We start from the raw sequence: 17,157 nt of genomic DNA on the forward strand, positions 1-17,157 counted from the left end.
ATGCAGCGCGTGTGCTTCCTGCTGAAGGTCAGGGCGGACCGCCTCGACGAGTACCGCGAGCGGCACGCCGCCGTGTGGCCCGAGATGCTCGAAGCGCTCTCGGCCACCGGCTGGCACAACTACTCGCTCTTCCTGCGTGACGACGGTCTGCTCGTCGGCTATGTGGAGACCGAGGACTTCGCGGCCGCCGTGGCCGGTATGGAAGCCACCGACGTCAACGCCCGCTGGCAGGCGGAGATGGCGCCGTTCTTCGAGTCACTGGACGGCGCCCGGCCCGACGAGGCCATGAAACCGCTCACGGAAGTGTTCCACCTCGCCTGAACCGCCCCTCCGCGCCGACCATGGAGCCCCCGAGATGAAGAGACGTACGCTGCTGGGCGCCGCCCTCGCTGGAGCCGTCATGACCCCCGCCCTCACCTCGGGCACCGCCCGTGCCGCCGACCCCGGCCCGTCCCTCACCCTGACCGGCACCACCACACTCGACACACAGGCCCTCTTCTTCGTGTCGTACGACGGCCTGGTCAACAACAACGCCTTCCAGAAGAACGGCCTGCTGACCTACAAGGGCTACCAGTACGCCGTCTGGTACACCGCCGACCGGGGCGCCGTCGTCGGCCGCCGCGCCCTCGGCGCCACCACCTGGTCCACGGTCAAGATCGGCCACACCCTGCGCTACGACGACTCCCACAACGTCATCTCCATGGGCGTCTCCAAGGTCGACGGCCGCCTCCACCTCAACATGGACTCGCACAGCGACGGCTTCACCTACGTCAAGTCGGTCGCCGGGCTGATGGACAACCCCGCCGGCCTCAGCTGGACCGCGAGCCGGTTCGGCGCGCCCCGGTCCACCCTGGACGGACTCGCGCTCACGTCGCAGTTCACCTACCCGCAGTTCGTCTCGACCCCCGACGGCAAGCTCCAGCTCAGCTATCGGGTCGCAGTCTCCGGAAACGGCCGCAACGCCCTGGCCGAGTACGACGGTTCGACCTGGACCGACCTCGGCGAGTGGAGCAGCTCCACGGGGACGTACACCAGCGAGCACGGCTCCTCGACGGCCCGCAACATGTATCTGCACGGCATCGACTACGACAAGAACGGCCGCCTGCACTCCTTCTTCACCTGGCGCGAGCAGAACGGCGCCGTGATGTGCAACGGCGGCGGCATCACCAACCACGACACCGGCTACGTCTACTCCGACGACCGCGGGCGCATCTGGCGCAACAACGCCGGCGCCGTCGTCGGCACCACCGGCGGCTCCGACAAGGTGGCCGTCACCGACAGCGGCCTGGTGATCGACGCGCTGAACCCGGACCACTCCCTGATGAACCAGGAGAGCCAGTTCACCGACTCCGCCGGCCTGCCGCACGCGATCATCAGTTACGTCCCCGGCCGATTCGGCCAGTGCACGACCGACTACGTCGCCGACCGCACCGCCAACGGCCGCGCCTTCCATGTGCGCAAGAACTCCTCGGGCGGCTGGCAGAAGACGGAGATCCCGGTTCCGCTGAACTCCAGCCAGCGCACCAAGCTGATCCTCGACAAGTACGACAACGCCTACGCGATCTTCCCGTTCTGCCGGATCGCCGGCGCCTCCAAGGCCTCCGGGTACACGGACTGGACCATGCTGTACGACGGCGTCACCGCCGGTCTGAAGGCTTTCGGCGAGGTCGTGATCGACGAGACGCGCGTCGGGCAGGACAACTTCCTGTCGATCATGTACCAGGAGAAGTCCAGCGGTACGACTCCGTCGGCGCTGCGTAACCTCAACTTCCGCCTGCCTGCCTGATCGAAGCCGTTGTGGGCGGCTTGACGGTAATGTTCCGTCCCGCCGTCCCCACGCTGTACGAGTCTTCCTGGAGGTCCCTGACCGATGACCCAGTCGGTGGGTATCAAGGACGTCGCCCGCGCCGCCGGAGTCTCCGTCGGCACGGTCTCGAACGTCATCAACCGTCCGGACACGGTCGCGACCGAGACCCGGGCGCGGGTGCAGTCCGCGATAGACCGGCTGGGCTATGTCCGCAGCGAGTCCGCGCGCCAACTGCGCGCGGGGCGCAGCCGGATCATGGGACTGCTCGTCCTCGACATGGGCAACCCCTTCTTCGTCGACGTGGCGCGCGGCGCCGAGCGGACCGCGCGTGACGCCGGTCTCGGCGTGATGGTCTGCAACAGCGCGCAGAGCGCGAGCGAGGAGGCCGACTACCTGTCGCTCTTCGCCGAACAGCGGGTCCGGGGCGTCCTGCTGACCCCGGCCGACGCGACGGGCCGCAACATCGAGACGTTCCGCCGGCACAACATCCCCTTCGTCCTCGTCGACCGGGTCGCCGAGGGCACCACCGAGTGCTCGGTCTCCGTCGACGACGTCGCGGGCGGCGCGCTGGCCGTGCGCCATCTCGTGGACGCCGGGCACCGCTCCATCGCGTACGTCAGCGGCCCGCCCGGCCTCAACCAGGTCCGCGACCGCCGCACCGGCGCCCTGAACGCGCTGGAGGAGGCCGGCCTCGGCCCCGAGAACCTGCGCGAACTGCCGACCGAGCGGCTCGACGTCGCCGCCGGGAGGGACGCCGGCGCCCGCCTGCTCGGCCTCGCCGAGCGCCCCACCGCCGTCTTCTGCGCCAACGACCTGCTCGCCCTCGGCGTCCTCCAGGCCATGTACGCCGCGGGCGTCGGCGTCCCCGACGACCTCGCGATCGTCGGCTACGACGACATCGAGTTCGCCGCCGCCGCGGCCGTCCCCCTCACCTCCGTACGGCAGCCCGCGGTCACCATGGGCACCCTCGCGGCGGAGATGCTGCTGGAGGAGACGGAGGCGGAGACCGGCGGGAAGAGGCACGAGCACCGGCGTGTCGTGCTCCAGCCGGAGCTGGTGGTGCGGCGGTCCAGCCTCTCGGCCCGCTGATCGACGATTCAGTACGATTTCATGATCCCAGGGCTCGGTCGGCGGACGAACATGTGCTGAACTGGGACGCGGCCCGAAAACCATTCGTCCCGGGAGCCCTGTTGACCGTCAGCTACCGCCAGCCCGGCGTCGTCCTCACCGACCGCCACTTCACCGTGCCCCTCGACCACGACGACCCGGCGGGGGAGACGATCGAGCTCTACGCCCGTGAGGTCGTCGCCGGCGACAAGGCGCACCAGGAACTGCCGTGGCTGGTCTACCTCCAGGGCGGCCCCGGCTTCGGGGCGAACCGTTTCGTCGGCAAGGGCGCCTGGCTCGGCCGCGCGCTCAAGGAGTACCGCGTCCTGCTGCTGGACCAGCGCGGCACCGGGCACTCCACGCCCGCCAACCGCCAGACGCTCCCGCTGCGCGGCGGTCCCGCCGCACAGGCCGACTACCTGACGCACTTCCGCGCCGACTCGATCGTCCGCGACTGCGAGGCGATCCGCCGCGAGGTGACCGGCGGCGCCCCCTGGACCGTCCTCGGCCAGAGCTTCGGCGGCTTCTGCACCGTCAACTACCTCTCCACCGCCCCCGAGGGCCTGACCGCCGCCGTCGTCACCGGTGGCCTGCCCTCCCTCGACGCACACGCCGACGACGTCTACCGCGCGGCCTACCCGCGCATCGAGCGCAAGGTCGCCGCGCACTACGCCCGCTACCCGCAGGACGTCGAGCGCGCCCGCCGGATCGCCGACCACCTCCTCGCGAACGAGGTGGTCCTGCCGAACGGCTACCGCCTCACCGCCGAGGCCTTCCAGTCCCTCGGCATCGTCCTCGGCGGCAGCGAGGGCAGCCACCGCCTGCACTACCTGCTGGAGGACGCCTTCGTCCGCACCCCGCAGGGCCTGGCCCTCTCGGACGCCTTCCAGGAGGAGGTCCAGGGCCTGCTGTCGTACGCGAGCCACCCGCTGTACGCCCTCGTGCACGAGGCGATCTACGGCCAGGACACCCGCCCCACCGCCTGGTCCGCCGAGCGGGTGCGCGCCGAGTTCCCGCAGTTCGACGCGGCCAAGACGCTGGCGGGCGACGGGCCGCTGCTGTTCACCGGCGAGACCATTCACCCCTGGATGTTCGACTGCGACCCGGCCCTGCGCCCGCTGCGGGAGACCGCCGAACTCCTCGCCGCCCGCACCGACTGGACGCCCCTGTACGACCCGGCGCGCCTCGCGGCCAACGAGGTGCCGGTCGCGGCGGCGATCTACCACGACGACATGTACGTCGACACGGCCCACTCCCTCGCCACCGCCCGCGCGATCCGCGGACTGCGCACCTGGGTCACCGACGAGTTCGAGCACGACGGCGTACGGGCCGGCGGGCCCCGTGTCCTGGACCGGCTGCTCGCGCTCACCCGTGACGAAGCGTGATGTCAGTGTCACGGGTTAGTGTGCGGGCATGACCGAGCCGACGATCACTCAGCTCCAGCCCATGCCGGACGACTGGCAGCGCGCGCTCGCCGTCGTCGCGCACCCGGACGACCTCGAGTACGGCTGCTCGGCCGCGATCGCCGCCTGGACCGACGCCGGCCGTGAGGTCTCCTACGTCCTGGCGACCCGCGGCGAGGCCGGGATCGACACCCTGGAACCCGCCCAGTGCGGCCCGCTGCGCGAGCGCGAGCAGCGGGCCAGCGCCGCTGTCGTCGGGGTGACGGCGGTGGAGTTCCTCGACCACCAGGACGGTGTGATCGAGTACGGCATCGCCCTGCGCCGCGACATCGCCGCCGCGATCCGCCGGTACCGACCCGAGCTGGTGATCACGCTGAACCACCGGGACACCTGGGGCGGCGTCGCCTGGAACACCCCGGACCACGTGGCGGTCGGCAGGGCGACGCTGGACGCGGCCGGCGACGCGGGCAACCGCTGGATATTCCAGGACCTGGCCGAGCAGGGCCTGGAGCCCTGGAACGGCGTCCGCTGGGTCGCCGTCGCCGGCTCCAGCACACCCACACACGCGGTCGACGCGACACCGGGCCTGGAGCGCGCGGTGCACTCGCTGCTCGAACACCGCACCTACATCGAGGTGTTGACGGACGAGGACCCGGAGACGTACGTCCGTGGCTTCCTCACGGCGAACGCCGAGACGACGGGGGAGCGGTTCGGCGGGAGGCCGGCCGTGGCGTTCGAGCTGTTCAGCAGGTAGTCCCGAGCGGCTGACGGAGAAAGACGGGGCATGGTGAAGGACACGGAACTGCTGGCGGACCGCTTCGAGGAGCACCGCGGCCGTCTCAAGGCGGTCGCCTACCGCATGCTCGGCTCACTGGCCGAGGCGGAGGACGCCGTCCAGGAGACCTGGCTCAAGCTGAGCCGGACCGACGCGGACGACATCGACAACCTCGGCGGCTGGCTGACCACCGTCGTCGGCCGGGTCTGCCTGGACATGCTCCGCTCGCGGACCCGGCGCCACGAGGAGCCGCTCGACGACACCTTCGTCCCCGACCCCGTGATCCGGCCCCTGTCGCAGATCGACCCGGAACAGGAGGTGCTCCAGGCCGACTCGGTGGGCCTGGCCCTGCTGGTGGTGCTGGAGACGCTGGAGCCCGCCGAGCGGATCGCGTTCGTGCTGCACGACATGTTCGCGGTGCCGTTCGACGACATCGCGCCGATCGTGGAGCGCTCCTCGGCCGCCACCCGGCAGCTCGCCAGCCGTGCCCGGCGCCGGGTGAAGGGCGCCACGCCGTCGACCGAGCCGGAGCTCGGCAGACAGCGGCAAGTGCTGGACGCGTTCATGGCCGCCGCCCGCGCGGGGGACTTCGAGGCGCTGCTCGCGGTCCTCGACCCCGGCATCACGCTGCGGGTCGACTCCGGACCGCTGGTCGGCGGTGTGGCGGCGTCCAAGGTCGTGCGGGGCGCGAAGCCGGTGGCCGAACAGGCGATGCTGTTCCGGCAGTTCGCGCAGTACATGCAGCTCGTGTTCGTCAACGGCACGGTCGGGGTGCTCAACGCCCCCGACGGGCGGCCGCAGTCGGTCATGGGCGTCACCATCGTGGACGGCCGGATCACCGAGATGTACATCCTGGCCGACGCCGAGCGGCTGGCCGGCCTCGATCTGCCGGACCTCGACGGCTGAGTCAGGCGGCCACGACCAGCGCGCCGACCGTGCGGTGCGGGCCGACCACCCGTCCGTCGGGCAGGAGCTCACCGGTGTCGTCGAAGACGATGGTGCCGTTGCACAGCAGGGTCCAGCCCTGTTCGGGGTGGGCCGAGACGATCACGGCGTCGCGGTGGTCCGGGCTGTCGGCGGCGGGGCACGGGGGCTGGTGGCTGCACATGACGTCTCTCCTCGGATTCCTCGATGCGGTGGCGCTCCAGCTTTCGCCGGCTCGTATCCCAGTGGTAGCGCAGCTTGTTTTCCGTTGTATGAGACGACGCCCACAGCGCCGGAAACCCATCGGTGAGTTCTGTCCCCGGGGCGGACATTAGGCTTATGACATGCAAGATCACCCCGGCCGTCTCACCGACCTGCGCGGAGACTGCGCGAACTGCTTCGGGCTGTGCTGTGTCGCGCTGCCCTTCACCGCCTCGGCGGACTTCGCGTTCGACAAGGACGCCGGGACGCCCTGCCGCAACCTCCAGGACGACCACCGCTGCGGCATCCACGCCCGGCTCCGGCAGAGCGGCCTCGCCGGCTGCACGGTCTACGACTGCTTCGGCGCCGGGCAGAAGGTCTCGCAGGTCACCTTCGCCGGGAAGGACTGGCGCACGGGCCCCCGGGAGCAGGCCCGGCAGATGTTCGACGTCTTCCCGGTCGTCCGCCGCCTCCACGAACTGCTCTGGTACCTGACCGAGGCGCTCACCCTGCCCGCCGCCCGTCCCGTCCACGCCGATCTGCGCGAGCTGCTGGAGAGGACCGAGGCGATCACCCGCCGGACCCCGGAGGAACTGGCCGCGCTGGACGTGGCCGCTCACCGGCAGGAGGTCAACGTCCTGCTGCTGAAGACCAGTGAGCTCGCCCGTGCGGGCGTACGCGGACGCAAGAAGGACCGCCGCGGCGCGGATCTGATGGGCGCCCGGCTCAGGGGAGCCGACCTGCGCGGCGCGAACCTGCGGGGCGCCTATCTGATCGCCGCCGACCTGACCGGAGCCGACCTGCGCGGGGCGGACCTCATCGGCGCCGACCTGCGCGACACCGACCTCACGGACGCCGATCTGACCGGCGCCTTCTTCCTGACCCAGCCGCAGCTGAACGCTGCCCGGGGCAGCGCGGGCACCCGGCTGCCCGCCTCAGTCGGCCGCCCCGCGCACTGGACAGCGGACCTCTGAGGACGGCTCCTCCGCGACGGATCCCGGCGTGGCGACGGGGGAGCGCCGCTCCAGACGCAGCCGCAGCCCCTCCGGCATCAGCGTCAGCCGCTCCGTCACCCGCAGCCGATAGGCGGGGTCGCTCCGGAACTCGTACCGGCGCAGCAGCAGCCCCAGCACCAGCGTGGCCTCGTGCAGCGCGAACTGGCGCCCGATGCACGCCCGCGCCCCCGTCCCGAACGGCTTGAAGGTGTGCGGCGCACGCGTCCGTACGGCCTTCGGATCGAAGCGGTCCGGGTCGAACCGCTCGGCGTCCGCGCCCCACACCTCGGGATCACGGTGCAGCATCGCCGCGAGCACCAGCGCCCAGGCGCCCCGCCGCATCGGATGGGCCCCGCCCAGCACGGTGTCCTCGCGGGCCTCCCGGGCGAAGGCGGGCGCCGTCGGCCACAGCCGCAGCGACTCGTCGAGCACGCGGCGTACATAGCGCAGCCGCGCCACCTGGTCGTAGCCGGGCGTCGCGGTGCCGCCCCAGACCTGGTCCACCTCGGCGCGGGCGCGAGCCGCGACGTCCGGGTGGCGCGAGAGGTAGTGCAGGGCGAAGGAGAGCGCGCCCGAGGTGGTCTCATGGCCGGCCACCAGGAAGGTGATCACCTGTCGGCGGACGTTCTGCGCGGACAGCCGCTCGCCCGTCTCGGGATGGGCCGTCTCCAGCATCCGGTCCAGCAGGTCGCCGTCCCCGGGCCCGTTCGCCGTACGGGCCCGGACCAGGTCGTCGACCGTGCGGTCGAGGTGGGCGATGTCGGCCTGGTTGCGGCGCGCGGCACGCCGGAGCAGAAACGGCGCCGGCACGGTGTTGAGGCGCTGCGCGTAGGTGAGCGTGCCGACCATCGCCGATACGAAGGGATGCGGCCGGGCCCGCTCGAAGGAGCCGAAGTCATGCCCGAACCCGGTGCGCGCGATGGTCTCCAGGGTCAGCTTGGTCATGTCACCGGGCACGTCCACAGCCCGTCCCGCCGCCAGCGCACGGTCCCAGTGGTCCATGAGCCGGTCGGCCACGGCCAGCATCATCGGGTGATAGCCCGCCATGGCCTCACGGCTGAACCCCGGGGCGAGTACGTCGTGCGCCAACTGCCAGTTCGGCTCGTGGTTGTACGCCGTGAACAGCCCGTCCCCGACGACCGGCCGCAGATTGGCGATGCCGAGCCCGACATGCTTGGCGAATCGGGACTCGTCCGCCATGTCGGCCGCGAGTCCGGCGCCCCACACGAACACGAACTCCTTGTTGAACGCCCGGCGCCGGAAGATCGGCCCCAGCTCCCGGGCGAACCGCAGGGAGTCCTGCAGCGGTGTGCGCCTGCTCGCGCCCAGCACATCGCCGAGCAGCGGGAGCCGGTGCGGGGGATGAGGTATGCGGAACAGCTCCGGCCAGCCCTGCTCGGCGCTGCGGAAGCCCTTGGGCAGTCCGGTCCCGGTCATCGTCTCCACCATGACGCGATCTCCCTTGCACCAGCGGCAGGTTGAGCTCGTTGTACGTGAGTTCAATAACGCGGTTCAGTCTGGTCCGGCTGTTGAACTCACGTCAAGTAAAGTGCGGGCATGGCCGCGAAACAGGGTGGGCGCACACGCCGTCGGCTCAGCACCGAGGAGCGTCGTGAGCAGCTCCTCGCGGTCGGGGCGCGGCTGTTCTCGGAGAGTCCGTACGACGATGTGTGGATCGAGCAGGTCGCCGAGATCGCCGGTGTCTCGCGCGGGCTGCTCTACCACTACTTCCCGACCAAGCGGGACTTCTTCGCGGCCGTGGTCGAGCGGGAGAGCGAGCGCATGCTGCGGATGACGGCCGCGGTGCCCGGGCTTCCGGTGCGCGAGCAGCTCCCCGCGGGGCTCGACGCCTTCCTTGAGTACGTCCACGCCCATGCCCACGGCTATCGCGCCTTCCATCGCGCCGACGCCGCCGGCGACCAAGCCGTGCGCAAGGTCTATCAACGGGCCCTGGCCGCACAGGAGAAGCAGATCCTGGCGGCGATGGCGGCGGACCCCGAGTTCGGGCCGGCCTTCGAGGAGCGGCCGGACGTCCGGCTCGCCGTACGTGGCTGGCTGGCGTTCACCACCGCCGTCTGTCTGGAGTGGCTGAGGGGCGCGGACCTCTCCCGGGAGCAGGTGCGCGACCTGTGCGCCCGCGCCCTCCTGGGCGTCATCGCACCCTGAGCACCCTGAGCCTCCGCAAAGAGATCGCATGGTGTCGGCCGGGCTGGTTGGCGTGCAGCCCGATCTTCGATAGGTTAGGCAAGGCTTACCTAAGGAGGTTTGGGATGGGTGACAGCGAAGCCTGGACGGCCGCGCCTTCCGCGGCGGAACGAGCCCGGTCGGTGCTCGCCGGCGCATGGTCCTGCGGGGTGACCGCGGAGAGCTGCCGCGAGGAGCTCGTGGGCGCGCACACCGTGACCGAGGACGGTCGTGTCCTGCTGGAGGTGCCGGAGGACAGTGTGCTTGTCACGGCGGCGATCTGCGCACCGCGTGGCGAGCCCTCCGCCGTCCTGGAGTTCGCCGATGTCGCTCCCGTTCCCGTACGCAAGCGGATCCGCACCCGGCTGTGGCTGTCCGGCTGGTTCACCCCGCAGGAGGGCAAACTCGCCTTCCAGCCCACGCGGGTGGTGCTGCGGCAGTCGTCCGGTGCCGTCGTCGTCGACCTCGACGAGTTCGCCGACGCCGCGCCCGACCCGCTGGCCACCGCCGAGGCCCGGCTGCTCACCCACCTCGCCGACTGCCACCCGGACGCCGTCGAGCGGCTCACCCGCCTCGTCGACTCCGACAGCCTGCACGGCGCCGTGCGCGTCCAGCCCCTCGCCGTCGACCGGCACGGACTCACGCTGCGCATCGAGCGCGCCCGCTCCCACGGCGACGTACGACTGCCGTTCCACCGGCCCGCCGACGACGTCGCACAGCTCACCGAGCGCATGCACATCCTGCTCGCCCAGGCCAGTGCCGCCTCCTGCCCGCGCGCCCTACAGCGGCAGCGCACAGACGGCGACGGGTGACGCGAACGGCTCGCCCGCGAGCCGCAGTTCACCGCTGCTGTCGTCGACATGGAAGACGCTGACGGTGCTCGACCGCTGGTTGGCCGCGAACAGCAGCGCCCCGTCCGGCGAGAGGGCGATCTGCCGGGGGAAGTCCCCGGTCACCGGCACCGTGTCGAGCAGACTCAGCCGGGCGCCCTTCGCCTCCACCGCGTAGCGTGCGAGGCTGTTGTGGCCCCGGTTGGCCAGATAGGCGTAACGGCCGTTCGGCGTCACCACGATCTGCGCCGGATAGCTGGTGCCCGAGCCCGTGCCCGTGTCCTGCTCCGCGCCGATGGTCAGCCGGCCCGAGCCGGGGTCGTAGGCGCAGACCGCGACGCTGTTGTCGACCTCGTTGGCCAGATACGCGTACCGGCCGCCCGGGTGGAAGGTGAGATGACGCGGGCCCGCGCCCGGCTTCGTCTGCGCTCGCGCGACCTCGGTGAGCGTGCCGCCCTTCTGGTCGAGGCGGTAGGTGTACACGGTGTCCGTGCCCAGGTCGACGGCGAGGACATGGCGGCCGTCGGGACTGGTGATGATCTGATGGGCGTGCGGGCCCTCCTGACCCGGACCGGGCGCCGGACTGGAGTGCGTGACCAGGTCGGTGCGCTCGCCGAGCATGCCCGAGGCGTCGATCGGATGCACGGCCACACTGCCCGTGCCGTAGTTGGCGCTCAGCAGCCAGCGCCCGCTGTGATGCACCGACAGATGGCAGGGCGCCGCCCCACCGGTGCCGCGGCTCCCCAGAACCCTGCGGTCGGCGAGGCGCACGGCGGTCACGGCGCCGTCCTCGCGCTCGTCGACCGCGTACAGCGTCCGGCCGCTCGGATGCAGCGCCAGATACGACGGGTCGACGACGTCCGTGATGGTTCCGGCGCCGGTGATCGCGCCCGAGGCCGGGTCGTACGTGGCGAGGCCGATGCCCTGGCCGCCGCCCTCGACCGAGGTGTAGGTGCCGAGGTAGAGAGGGCGCGGGCCGGACGGCGCACGGCTCTCGGCCTGGGCGCTGGGACGGGACTCGGGGCCGGTGGCCTCGGAGGTCGCCGTGTCGGCCGTGTCCGCGGGGGCGGGCGCGTCGTCGCACCCGGTGGCCGCCGGAAGTGTCGCACCGGCGGCCGATCCCGCGAGGGTCCCGACGAATCGGCGCCTGCTCAGCCCACCACTGCCCATGTCCACACCTCAGGTCGTCGGTCGTCGTGGTCGCGACAGCAACCTTCGCGTGGATCACCCGTCAAACGCAAGAACTCAAACGCAAGAACAGCAACACCTGTTGCATCCTCTGCAATAGTGGGCTGCTTCGCGCCGTCTACCAGTCGCCGTCCTCCACCGGCTTGCCCTGCGCGTCCTTGAGCGGCACGACCTGGCCCGGCGTGGGTGCCTGCCAGGGCTCGTGGTCGTCGCCGAGCCAGTCACCGACCGGCTGCACCGACTCAAGCGTGTCGGTCGGGGCGAGATCCCCGGCGTCCTGGTCGTAGTAGTCGAACCAGGGCAGCCCCGCTCGCGTGTACGCCGCCCGGTCGACCGGCGACGGCGGGGGAGCCTCCCCGGTGATACGGCGCCACTCCGGAGGCGTCACGAGATGGACGAAGACCCGGCCACCGGGACGGTCGGCCCAGTCCTTCAGCGGCCGGTCGTCCTCGTAGACCTCCTGGCGCATCGACCCGCCGACGCCCAGACCCATCGCCGCGGCGGCCCTGGGCGCCCCGCCGGCCGGAGCGGCCGCCGGCGCCGGGACCCCGCCCTGGGGCGCCGGTGCCGACATGGGCATGGCGGCGCCATAGCCGCCGAACTGCGGCATCGCCCGCGCCCGCTCCGCCCGGCGCCGCTCCTCCTCGCGCCATTTCGCCAGCTGCGGCTCCTTCAGCGCGAAGGACTGCAGCTGTACGCCGCCCCAGACCTCCTCGCCGGTGACCTGACCCTCGACGGTCGCGCCCAGCCCCAGGGGCACCGCCACGAACTGGCGGACCGTGCCCTTCCCGGAGTTGATGCCGTCCAGCCACGGCTGGCGGGGGAGTACGACATAGTTCTGCGGCCTGCGCGACAGCCGGTCGCTCCACGGCTTCCCCGACACCGCGCACACCTTGCCGACGCCCACCTGCAAGGCGGCCGGCTCCGTCGTACCCCCGAAGCTCAGCCACATCGCCTCGCGCAGGTAGACCGGCAGCATCACACCGCCGCGCGCCCGCCACGCCTCCGGCACCGTGTCCGCGTAGTCCGCCACCCGCCGGACCGGGAACTCGCCGAGCCCCGGCGGCAGCGCGTGCGTGCCCGTCTCGGGCAGCCGCAGCGTACGGATGAACCGCACCGCCACTCCACCCGGCAGCCGCAGGGTGTTTCCGTCGATCCGTACGGTCGTGTCGGTCATCGGCCCGCTCCCTCGCGTCCGGCGCCGGCCCCGACCCGGCGTCCCCTATCGAGAACGCTCGCCCATCCCCGTACGGTTCCGCCACAGCTGCTCCTGGACGCCCATGCGTTCGCGCAGCCTGGTCAGCCCCGGCATCCGCACGCGCTGCTCCTGCGACACCCGGTCCAGCTCCTCCAGCAGCCGCCGCGAGCGGTGCTCGGTGTCGAGCTCGTCGATGATGCGGTTCACCTCGGTCAGGACCGCGCCGAACAGCTGCCAGTGCCGGCTCTCGCGCTCTGCCTCCTCGCGCAGCAGCAGGGCGAGCTTGTCGCGGGTGCCCGCCGCCGTGCGCAGCTCCGCCGACAGCCGGGTCTCCGCGGCATCGGCGTTGCTGCTGACATGGGTGGTGACCAGCACCGAGAAGCTGACCACCGCGTCGGCGATCTCCGACAGCTGCTGCTCCAGGACGGCGCCCGTCTCCTTCGCGAACAGCGGCTCGGGCTCCCGCTCCTTCGTGAGGTCGGTGAGGGTGCGCGCGAGCACCCGCAGGACCACCGTGCAGATCTCCAGCGTGTCCAGTCCGGTGCGCAGCACCACGCGGTGCAGCAGGCTGTCGCGCACGCGCGGATTGAGCCGCAGGCTGTCCTCGGCCTGTCTGAGCGCCGCGTCCACCTCCACGATGTCGTGGTCCAGCCGGCGCGCCTCGTGCAGCCGGGCCGCCGCCTGCTCGACCGGCTGGCGGCCTGCGGCCTCCTCACCGATGCGCAGCATCAACTGCCGCAGCCGACGGGCCAGGTCCTCCATCGACTCACCGGCCTCGTCCACCCACACCGGCGGCGCGAGCAGCAGGTTGAAGCCGAGCCCCACCACCGCGCCGATCAGTGTCTCCAGGATCCGCGCCCACGCCGTGTCCCCGACGGTCGTGACCCCGAGGACCAGCATCGCGCTGATCGCCACCTCGGGAACGTACTCGTTCACACGCACGAGATGCCCGACCCCCAGCGCGGCCACGATCAGCAGGGCAAGGCTCCACCAGGTCAGACCGACCAGGAGGCTGAAGGCGATGGCCACCAGCACGCCGGCCACCACGGAGTTCACCCGGCGGATGCCGTTGGTGAGAGTGGCGTAGAAGGTGACCTGGACGACCAGCAGCGCGGTCAGGGGCGCGGTCAGCGGTGCGGCCTCCGGGCTGAGGCGCAGCGCGATGACATACGCGATCGTCGCCGCGGCCGCCGACCGCAGCGTCTGGACCACCACCGGGTCCCGGCTCAGCTTCGTCAGCCGCTCCCGGGCCGGTGTCCCCTCACGTCCCTCTCGCATCCTCGGGCTGTTCCCTTTCCACCGTTGCTTCCCGCGCAGCGCTTGCGGAACGTAACGGTCCGCAAGGAACCCCAGATTGATCGCCGCGGCCACGGTACGGCAAGGGGCTGCGCTGGTGATCGTCGACACCCGAGCGAGACGGGCCTGCCGACCGGGTCCGGCGCTGAGGAGAACCCCCGCCCTCACCCCGTGGTTGTCCGCACCCGGGAACGGAGGACCGCCGGATGGTCCCCGCCCGCCCGGAGCGCAAGCCTTGGATCATGAATCGGCATCGGACCGGATTACTGCTGACCCTGTTCATCATCCTCGCCGCCCTGACGACCGGCATCCCGGCCACGGCGGCATCCACCCCCACCCCGGTGATCGACGCGCTGGATCGCGCGGCCCGCCGACTGCGCACCGTCGAACCGGGCGGCGACACCGGTGACCTGCGCTCGCTGGACCGGATGATCGGCACCGCTCGTGTGGTCGGCCTGGGGGAGGCCACCCACAGCTCCCACGACTTCTTCGCCCTCAAGGACCGCGTCCTGCGCCATCTCGTGGAGGAGAAGGGCTTCCGCACCTTCGCCCTGGAGGCCCCCTGGAGCACCGGCCTGCGCCTCGACGCCTATGTGCGGTACGGCAAGGGGGACCCCCGGCGCATCATGCGCGAGGAGTTCCAGCGGGACTACCTGTGGTGGAACAACACGGACTACCTCCGCCTCGTCGAGTGGATGCGGGCGTACAACATCCGCCACCCCGGGGACCCCGTGCGCTTCATCGGCGACGACATCGCCTGGACCGGACCCGAGTTGTACGACGCCGTCGAGGACCACGCGGCCGACGCGCACCTCGAGCTCAGCGCCCGGCTCGCCGAGCTCTATCGCGGGCTGCGGCCCACCGTGCAGACCGGGGCGTACATAGAGCGGTACCTCGCGCTGCCGTACACGGAACGAAAAGGGCGGGCGGCCCGTACGGGTGAGGCGCTACGGCTGCTCCGTCGGACGGACCCCGGTGCCCACCGCGCGGCGCACGACTGGGCGATCCAGCAGGCGACGGTCATCGACCGGACAGCCCGGCAGTACGCCTTCGACGTCGAGGACCCCGCCCAGATCGCCGCCGCCATGCGCTATCGCGACGGGGCGATGGCGGCCAACGTGGTGTGGTGGCAGAAGCACACCGACACCAAGGTGCTGCTGTCGGCCCACAACAACCACGTCGGCTATGTGCCGGAGGAGCCCGCCCATAACCCGAAGGTGCAGGGCGCGTTCCTGCGCGAGAGCCTCGGCGCGGGCTATGTGAGCGTCGGCCTGACGTTCGACCACGGCTCCTTCAACGCCACCGGCTGGGACGACGACACGGTCCGCCGCTGGACACTGGGACCGGCGGGTCCGGACAGCAACGAGCGGACCCTGGACCGGGTGCGCCACCACGACTACGTGCTCGACATGCGGTCCGTCGGGGCGCCGGCCCGGGACTGGCTGCGCCGGGCCCGGCCGACGCGCAGCATCGGCACGGCCTACCCGGACGGCCCGCACGACATCGCACTCGCCCGTAGCCACGACATCCTGATCCATCTGCACCGGGTGGAGGCGGCCCGGCTGCGGGACGACCGGCCGCAGTAGGACCCGGGTGCCTTCTCAGCCGGCGTGCAGGATCCGGAAGCGATCGGGCTCCGCCGGGTCCCGGTCGACGACTTGGACCGGCGGCCAGGCCCATTGCCGAACGCTGATGCCCGGCGTGCGGGAGAACCGGATCGGCCCGCGGGTCCCCTCGACCGCCACCCGCGGCCATGACCCGGCGATGGCCGCCCGGTCGGTGCCGTGGGAACGCAGCACCTCGGCGAGGACGGCGACGGTGTCCCAGCCCTCGAACGCGACGAAAGAGGGCGCCTCGCCCAGGCGCTCGCGGAGCTCCTTTCCGACGCGTTCGCCGAGCGGACCGAGGCGCTCGGGCAGGTAGCGCAGGAACGGGATCCCGGCGCCGTCGTCGCCCAGCATCGCGGCCCACTCGGCGAACTCCGGCTGTCCGGCCGGAGCGCCGATCAGGACGTCCGCGAGCCGCCGGTCTCCCCGGACGGCCCTGACGAGCGGGACCGCCGGCTTCGGATGGCCGACCAGCAGCAGGAGTGCCGTAGCGCCGTGATCGACGAGCGCGTCGCAGAGGGCCTCGGGGTTGAGTGCGTTCGTGTCGAGTTCTACGACGGTGCCGCCGCGGGCAGCGAGGTGCTCCCGCAGGACGCGGGTCCCGGTCGCCCAGTAGACGCTCGGCTGGGTTGCCACGGCGATCCGACGGCGGTCCGCGCCGAGGAGGAAGTCGGCGTAGATCCGCCAGCCGTGGGACTGGGCCGGGGGCAGGCGCGCGACCCACTCCGTCGGCTCCTCGGTGAGCGCGTCGAGCACGGCGGACGAGCAGAGGAACGGCACGCCGAGGGCGTCGGCCCGGGCAGCGGCGGCGCGGGCGACGACGCTGTGGTACTCGCCCGCTACGGCGGCCACGCCCAGGCCGGCCAGTTCTTCCACGGCCGCCGCGGCCCGCTCCGGATCGGCCGCGGTGTCCCGGACCACCAGCTCCAGTGGTCTGCCGTCGATCCCACCGGCGTCATTGACCTCGCGAACGGCCAGCTCGAGTCCCGCGAGCAGGTGTCGACCCGCCTCGACCCAGCCGGGCCGCATCAGCGGGACGAGAGCGCCCAGGCGGACGGGCGACTTGTCCCCGTCAGGCATAGAGCTTGTCGAGGAAGGCGGACAGATTGCCCGTGGTCCGGGCGATCTGCTCCGCCAGGGTGAGGCTCTCCTCGAAGCGGCCGCCCGACTCCGGGACCTTCTTGCCCCGGACGTAGAGCGAACACGCCAGGTCGGTGCACATGTACAGACCGACCGAGTTGCCCTCACGCCCCGCCGGGCCCGCCTTGCGGGCGGTCATCAGGGAGACACCGCCGCCCGGATGGGTCGTCAGACACAGGGAGCACATGCTGCGGTGCAGGAATCCGCGCCGCGAGGACGGGAAGCGGAGGCTGAGGCCCACCGGGCGTCCCTCCCGCTCGGTCACCAGATAGCTGCGATCGGGCGCCCCGGGATCCCGCCAGCCCAGGAAGTCCAGGTCCTCCCAAGGGCGTTCGTCGAGATCGCGGGGGAGGGAGACGCGCTTGGCCTCGCCTTTCGAGCAGTTGATAAATGAGTTGCGGATGTCCTGCTCGGTGAGTGACCTCATGGGGAGTCTCCTGGGCTCGATCGATCGATGATGCAGAACCTAGGGGCTCTAGGTTAATGGCTAGGTTAGGCAGGC

The 17,157-nt window shown here is 71.6% G+C and carries 17 protein-coding genes; 10 read left to right on the forward strand and 7 right to left on the reverse strand.

What is annotated here, in order from left to right; all coding sequences use genetic code 11:
- The 6 genes from ACZ7NC_RS17675 (at position 1) to ACZ7NC_RS17700 (ending at position 5,998) form a co-directional block, all read left to right on the forward strand.
- Positions 1–321 carry an L-rhamnose mutarotase gene (locus tag ACZ7NC_RS17675; protein WP_471489199.1) on the forward strand — a complete coding sequence of 107 codons (321 nt, stop codon included), beginning with the start codon at positions 1–3 and terminating at the stop codon, positions 319–321.
- Between the two features lie 34 nt (positions 322–355).
- Positions 356–1,786, forward strand: a complete 1,431-nt coding sequence (locus ACZ7NC_RS17680; protein WP_471489200.1) for a BNR repeat-containing protein — start codon at positions 356–358, stop codon at positions 1,784–1,786.
- Between the two features lie 84 nt (positions 1,787–1,870).
- Positions 1,871–2,896, forward strand: coding sequence for a LacI family DNA-binding transcriptional regulator (locus ACZ7NC_RS17685; RefSeq protein WP_471489202.1), 1,026 nt, complete (start codon positions 1,871–1,873; stop codon positions 2,894–2,896).
- 101 nt (positions 2,897–2,997) lie between these two features.
- Complete coding sequence (locus ACZ7NC_RS17690; protein ID WP_471489203.1) at positions 2,998–4,299, forward strand: alpha/beta fold hydrolase; 1,302 nt, start codon at positions 2,998–3,000, stop codon at positions 4,297–4,299.
- Between the two features lie 28 nt (positions 4,300–4,327).
- Complete coding sequence (locus ACZ7NC_RS17695; RefSeq protein ID WP_471489205.1) at positions 4,328–5,071, forward strand: PIG-L deacetylase family protein; 744 nt, start codon at positions 4,328–4,330, stop codon at positions 5,069–5,071.
- A 30-nt stretch (positions 5,072–5,101) separates the two neighbouring features.
- Complete coding sequence (locus tag ACZ7NC_RS17700; protein ID WP_471489207.1) at positions 5,102–5,998, forward strand: sigma-70 family RNA polymerase sigma factor; 897 nt, start codon at positions 5,102–5,104, stop codon at positions 5,996–5,998.
- Between the two features lies 1 nt (position 5,999).
- On the opposite strand, the gene ACZ7NC_RS17705 is transcribed toward ACZ7NC_RS17700, so the two are convergent.
- A complete protein-coding gene (locus tag ACZ7NC_RS17705) occupies positions 6,000–6,200 on the reverse strand; it encodes a DUF5999 family protein (RefSeq protein WP_471489209.1) in 201 nt (66 codons plus the stop codon).
- 160 nt (positions 6,201–6,360) lie between these two features.
- Here ACZ7NC_RS17705 and ACZ7NC_RS17710 point away from each other — a divergent pair, with 160 nt between their 5' ends.
- Entirely contained in the window at positions 6,361–7,191 is an 831-nt protein-coding gene (locus tag ACZ7NC_RS17710) for a pentapeptide repeat-containing protein (RefSeq protein ID WP_471489210.1), read from the forward strand.
- Here ACZ7NC_RS17710 and ACZ7NC_RS17715 read toward each other — a convergent pair.
- Positions 7,153–8,661 (reverse strand): cytochrome P450, encoded by a 1,509-nt coding sequence (locus ACZ7NC_RS17715; RefSeq protein WP_471489212.1) that lies wholly within the window; start codon positions 8,659–8,661, stop codon positions 7,153–7,155. The two genes, ACZ7NC_RS17710 and ACZ7NC_RS17715, sit on opposite strands and share 39 nt — an antisense overlap.
- Before the next feature lie 108 nt (positions 8,662–8,769).
- Here ACZ7NC_RS17715 and ACZ7NC_RS17720 point away from each other — a divergent pair, with 108 nt between their 5' ends.
- Positions 8,770–9,378 carry a TetR/AcrR family transcriptional regulator gene (locus ACZ7NC_RS17720; protein WP_471489214.1) on the forward strand — a complete coding sequence of 203 codons (609 nt, stop codon included), beginning with the start codon at positions 8,770–8,772 and terminating at the stop codon, positions 9,376–9,378.
- A gap of 104 nt (positions 9,379–9,482) precedes the next feature.
- Entirely contained in the window at positions 9,483–10,208 is a 726-nt protein-coding gene (locus tag ACZ7NC_RS17725) for a DUF2470 domain-containing protein (RefSeq protein ID WP_471489216.1), read from the forward strand.
- Here ACZ7NC_RS17725 and ACZ7NC_RS17730 read toward each other — a convergent pair.
- The 3 genes from ACZ7NC_RS17730 to ACZ7NC_RS17740 form a co-directional block, all read right to left on the reverse strand.
- On the reverse strand, positions 10,176–11,396 hold the full coding sequence (locus ACZ7NC_RS17730) for a lactonase family protein (RefSeq protein ID WP_471489218.1): 1,221 nt from the start codon (positions 11,394–11,396) through the stop codon (positions 10,176–10,178). The genes ACZ7NC_RS17725 and ACZ7NC_RS17730 overlap by 33 nt on opposite strands.
- A gap of 136 nt (positions 11,397–11,532) precedes the next feature.
- The gene (locus ACZ7NC_RS17735; RefSeq protein ID WP_471489220.1) at positions 11,533–12,591 is read right to left on the reverse strand and encodes a hypothetical protein; all 1,059 of its coding nucleotides are present in this window, start codon (positions 12,589–12,591) and stop codon (positions 11,533–11,535) included.
- Between the two features lie 45 nt (positions 12,592–12,636).
- Positions 12,637–13,890 (reverse strand): FUSC family protein, encoded by a 1,254-nt coding sequence (locus ACZ7NC_RS17740; RefSeq protein ID WP_471489221.1) that lies wholly within the window; start codon positions 13,888–13,890, stop codon positions 12,637–12,639.
- A 260-nt stretch (positions 13,891–14,150) separates the two neighbouring features.
- Between ACZ7NC_RS17740 and ACZ7NC_RS17745 the strand changes: the two genes are divergently transcribed.
- Positions 14,151–15,494 (forward strand): erythromycin esterase family protein, encoded by a 1,344-nt coding sequence (locus ACZ7NC_RS17745; RefSeq protein WP_471489223.1) that lies wholly within the window; start codon positions 14,151–14,153, stop codon positions 15,492–15,494.
- A 15-nt stretch (positions 15,495–15,509) separates the two neighbouring features.
- Here the strand turns inward: ACZ7NC_RS17745 and ACZ7NC_RS17750 are convergent, their stop codons facing one another.
- Both ACZ7NC_RS17750 and ACZ7NC_RS17755 read right to left on the reverse strand, forming a co-directional pair.
- Complete coding sequence (locus ACZ7NC_RS17750; protein ID WP_471489225.1) at positions 15,510–16,595, reverse strand: ABC transporter substrate-binding protein; 1,086 nt, start codon at positions 16,593–16,595, stop codon at positions 15,510–15,512.
- A complete protein-coding gene (locus tag ACZ7NC_RS17755; RefSeq protein WP_471489227.1) occupies positions 16,588–17,082 on the reverse strand; it encodes an FBP domain-containing protein in 495 nt (164 codons plus the stop codon). Before ACZ7NC_RS17755 ends, ACZ7NC_RS17750 begins: the two co-directional genes overlap by 8 nt.
- Positions 17,083–17,157: the final 75 nt, after the last annotated feature.

It is taken from the genome of Streptomyces sp. NPDC111802 (genome assembly GCF_055634335.1).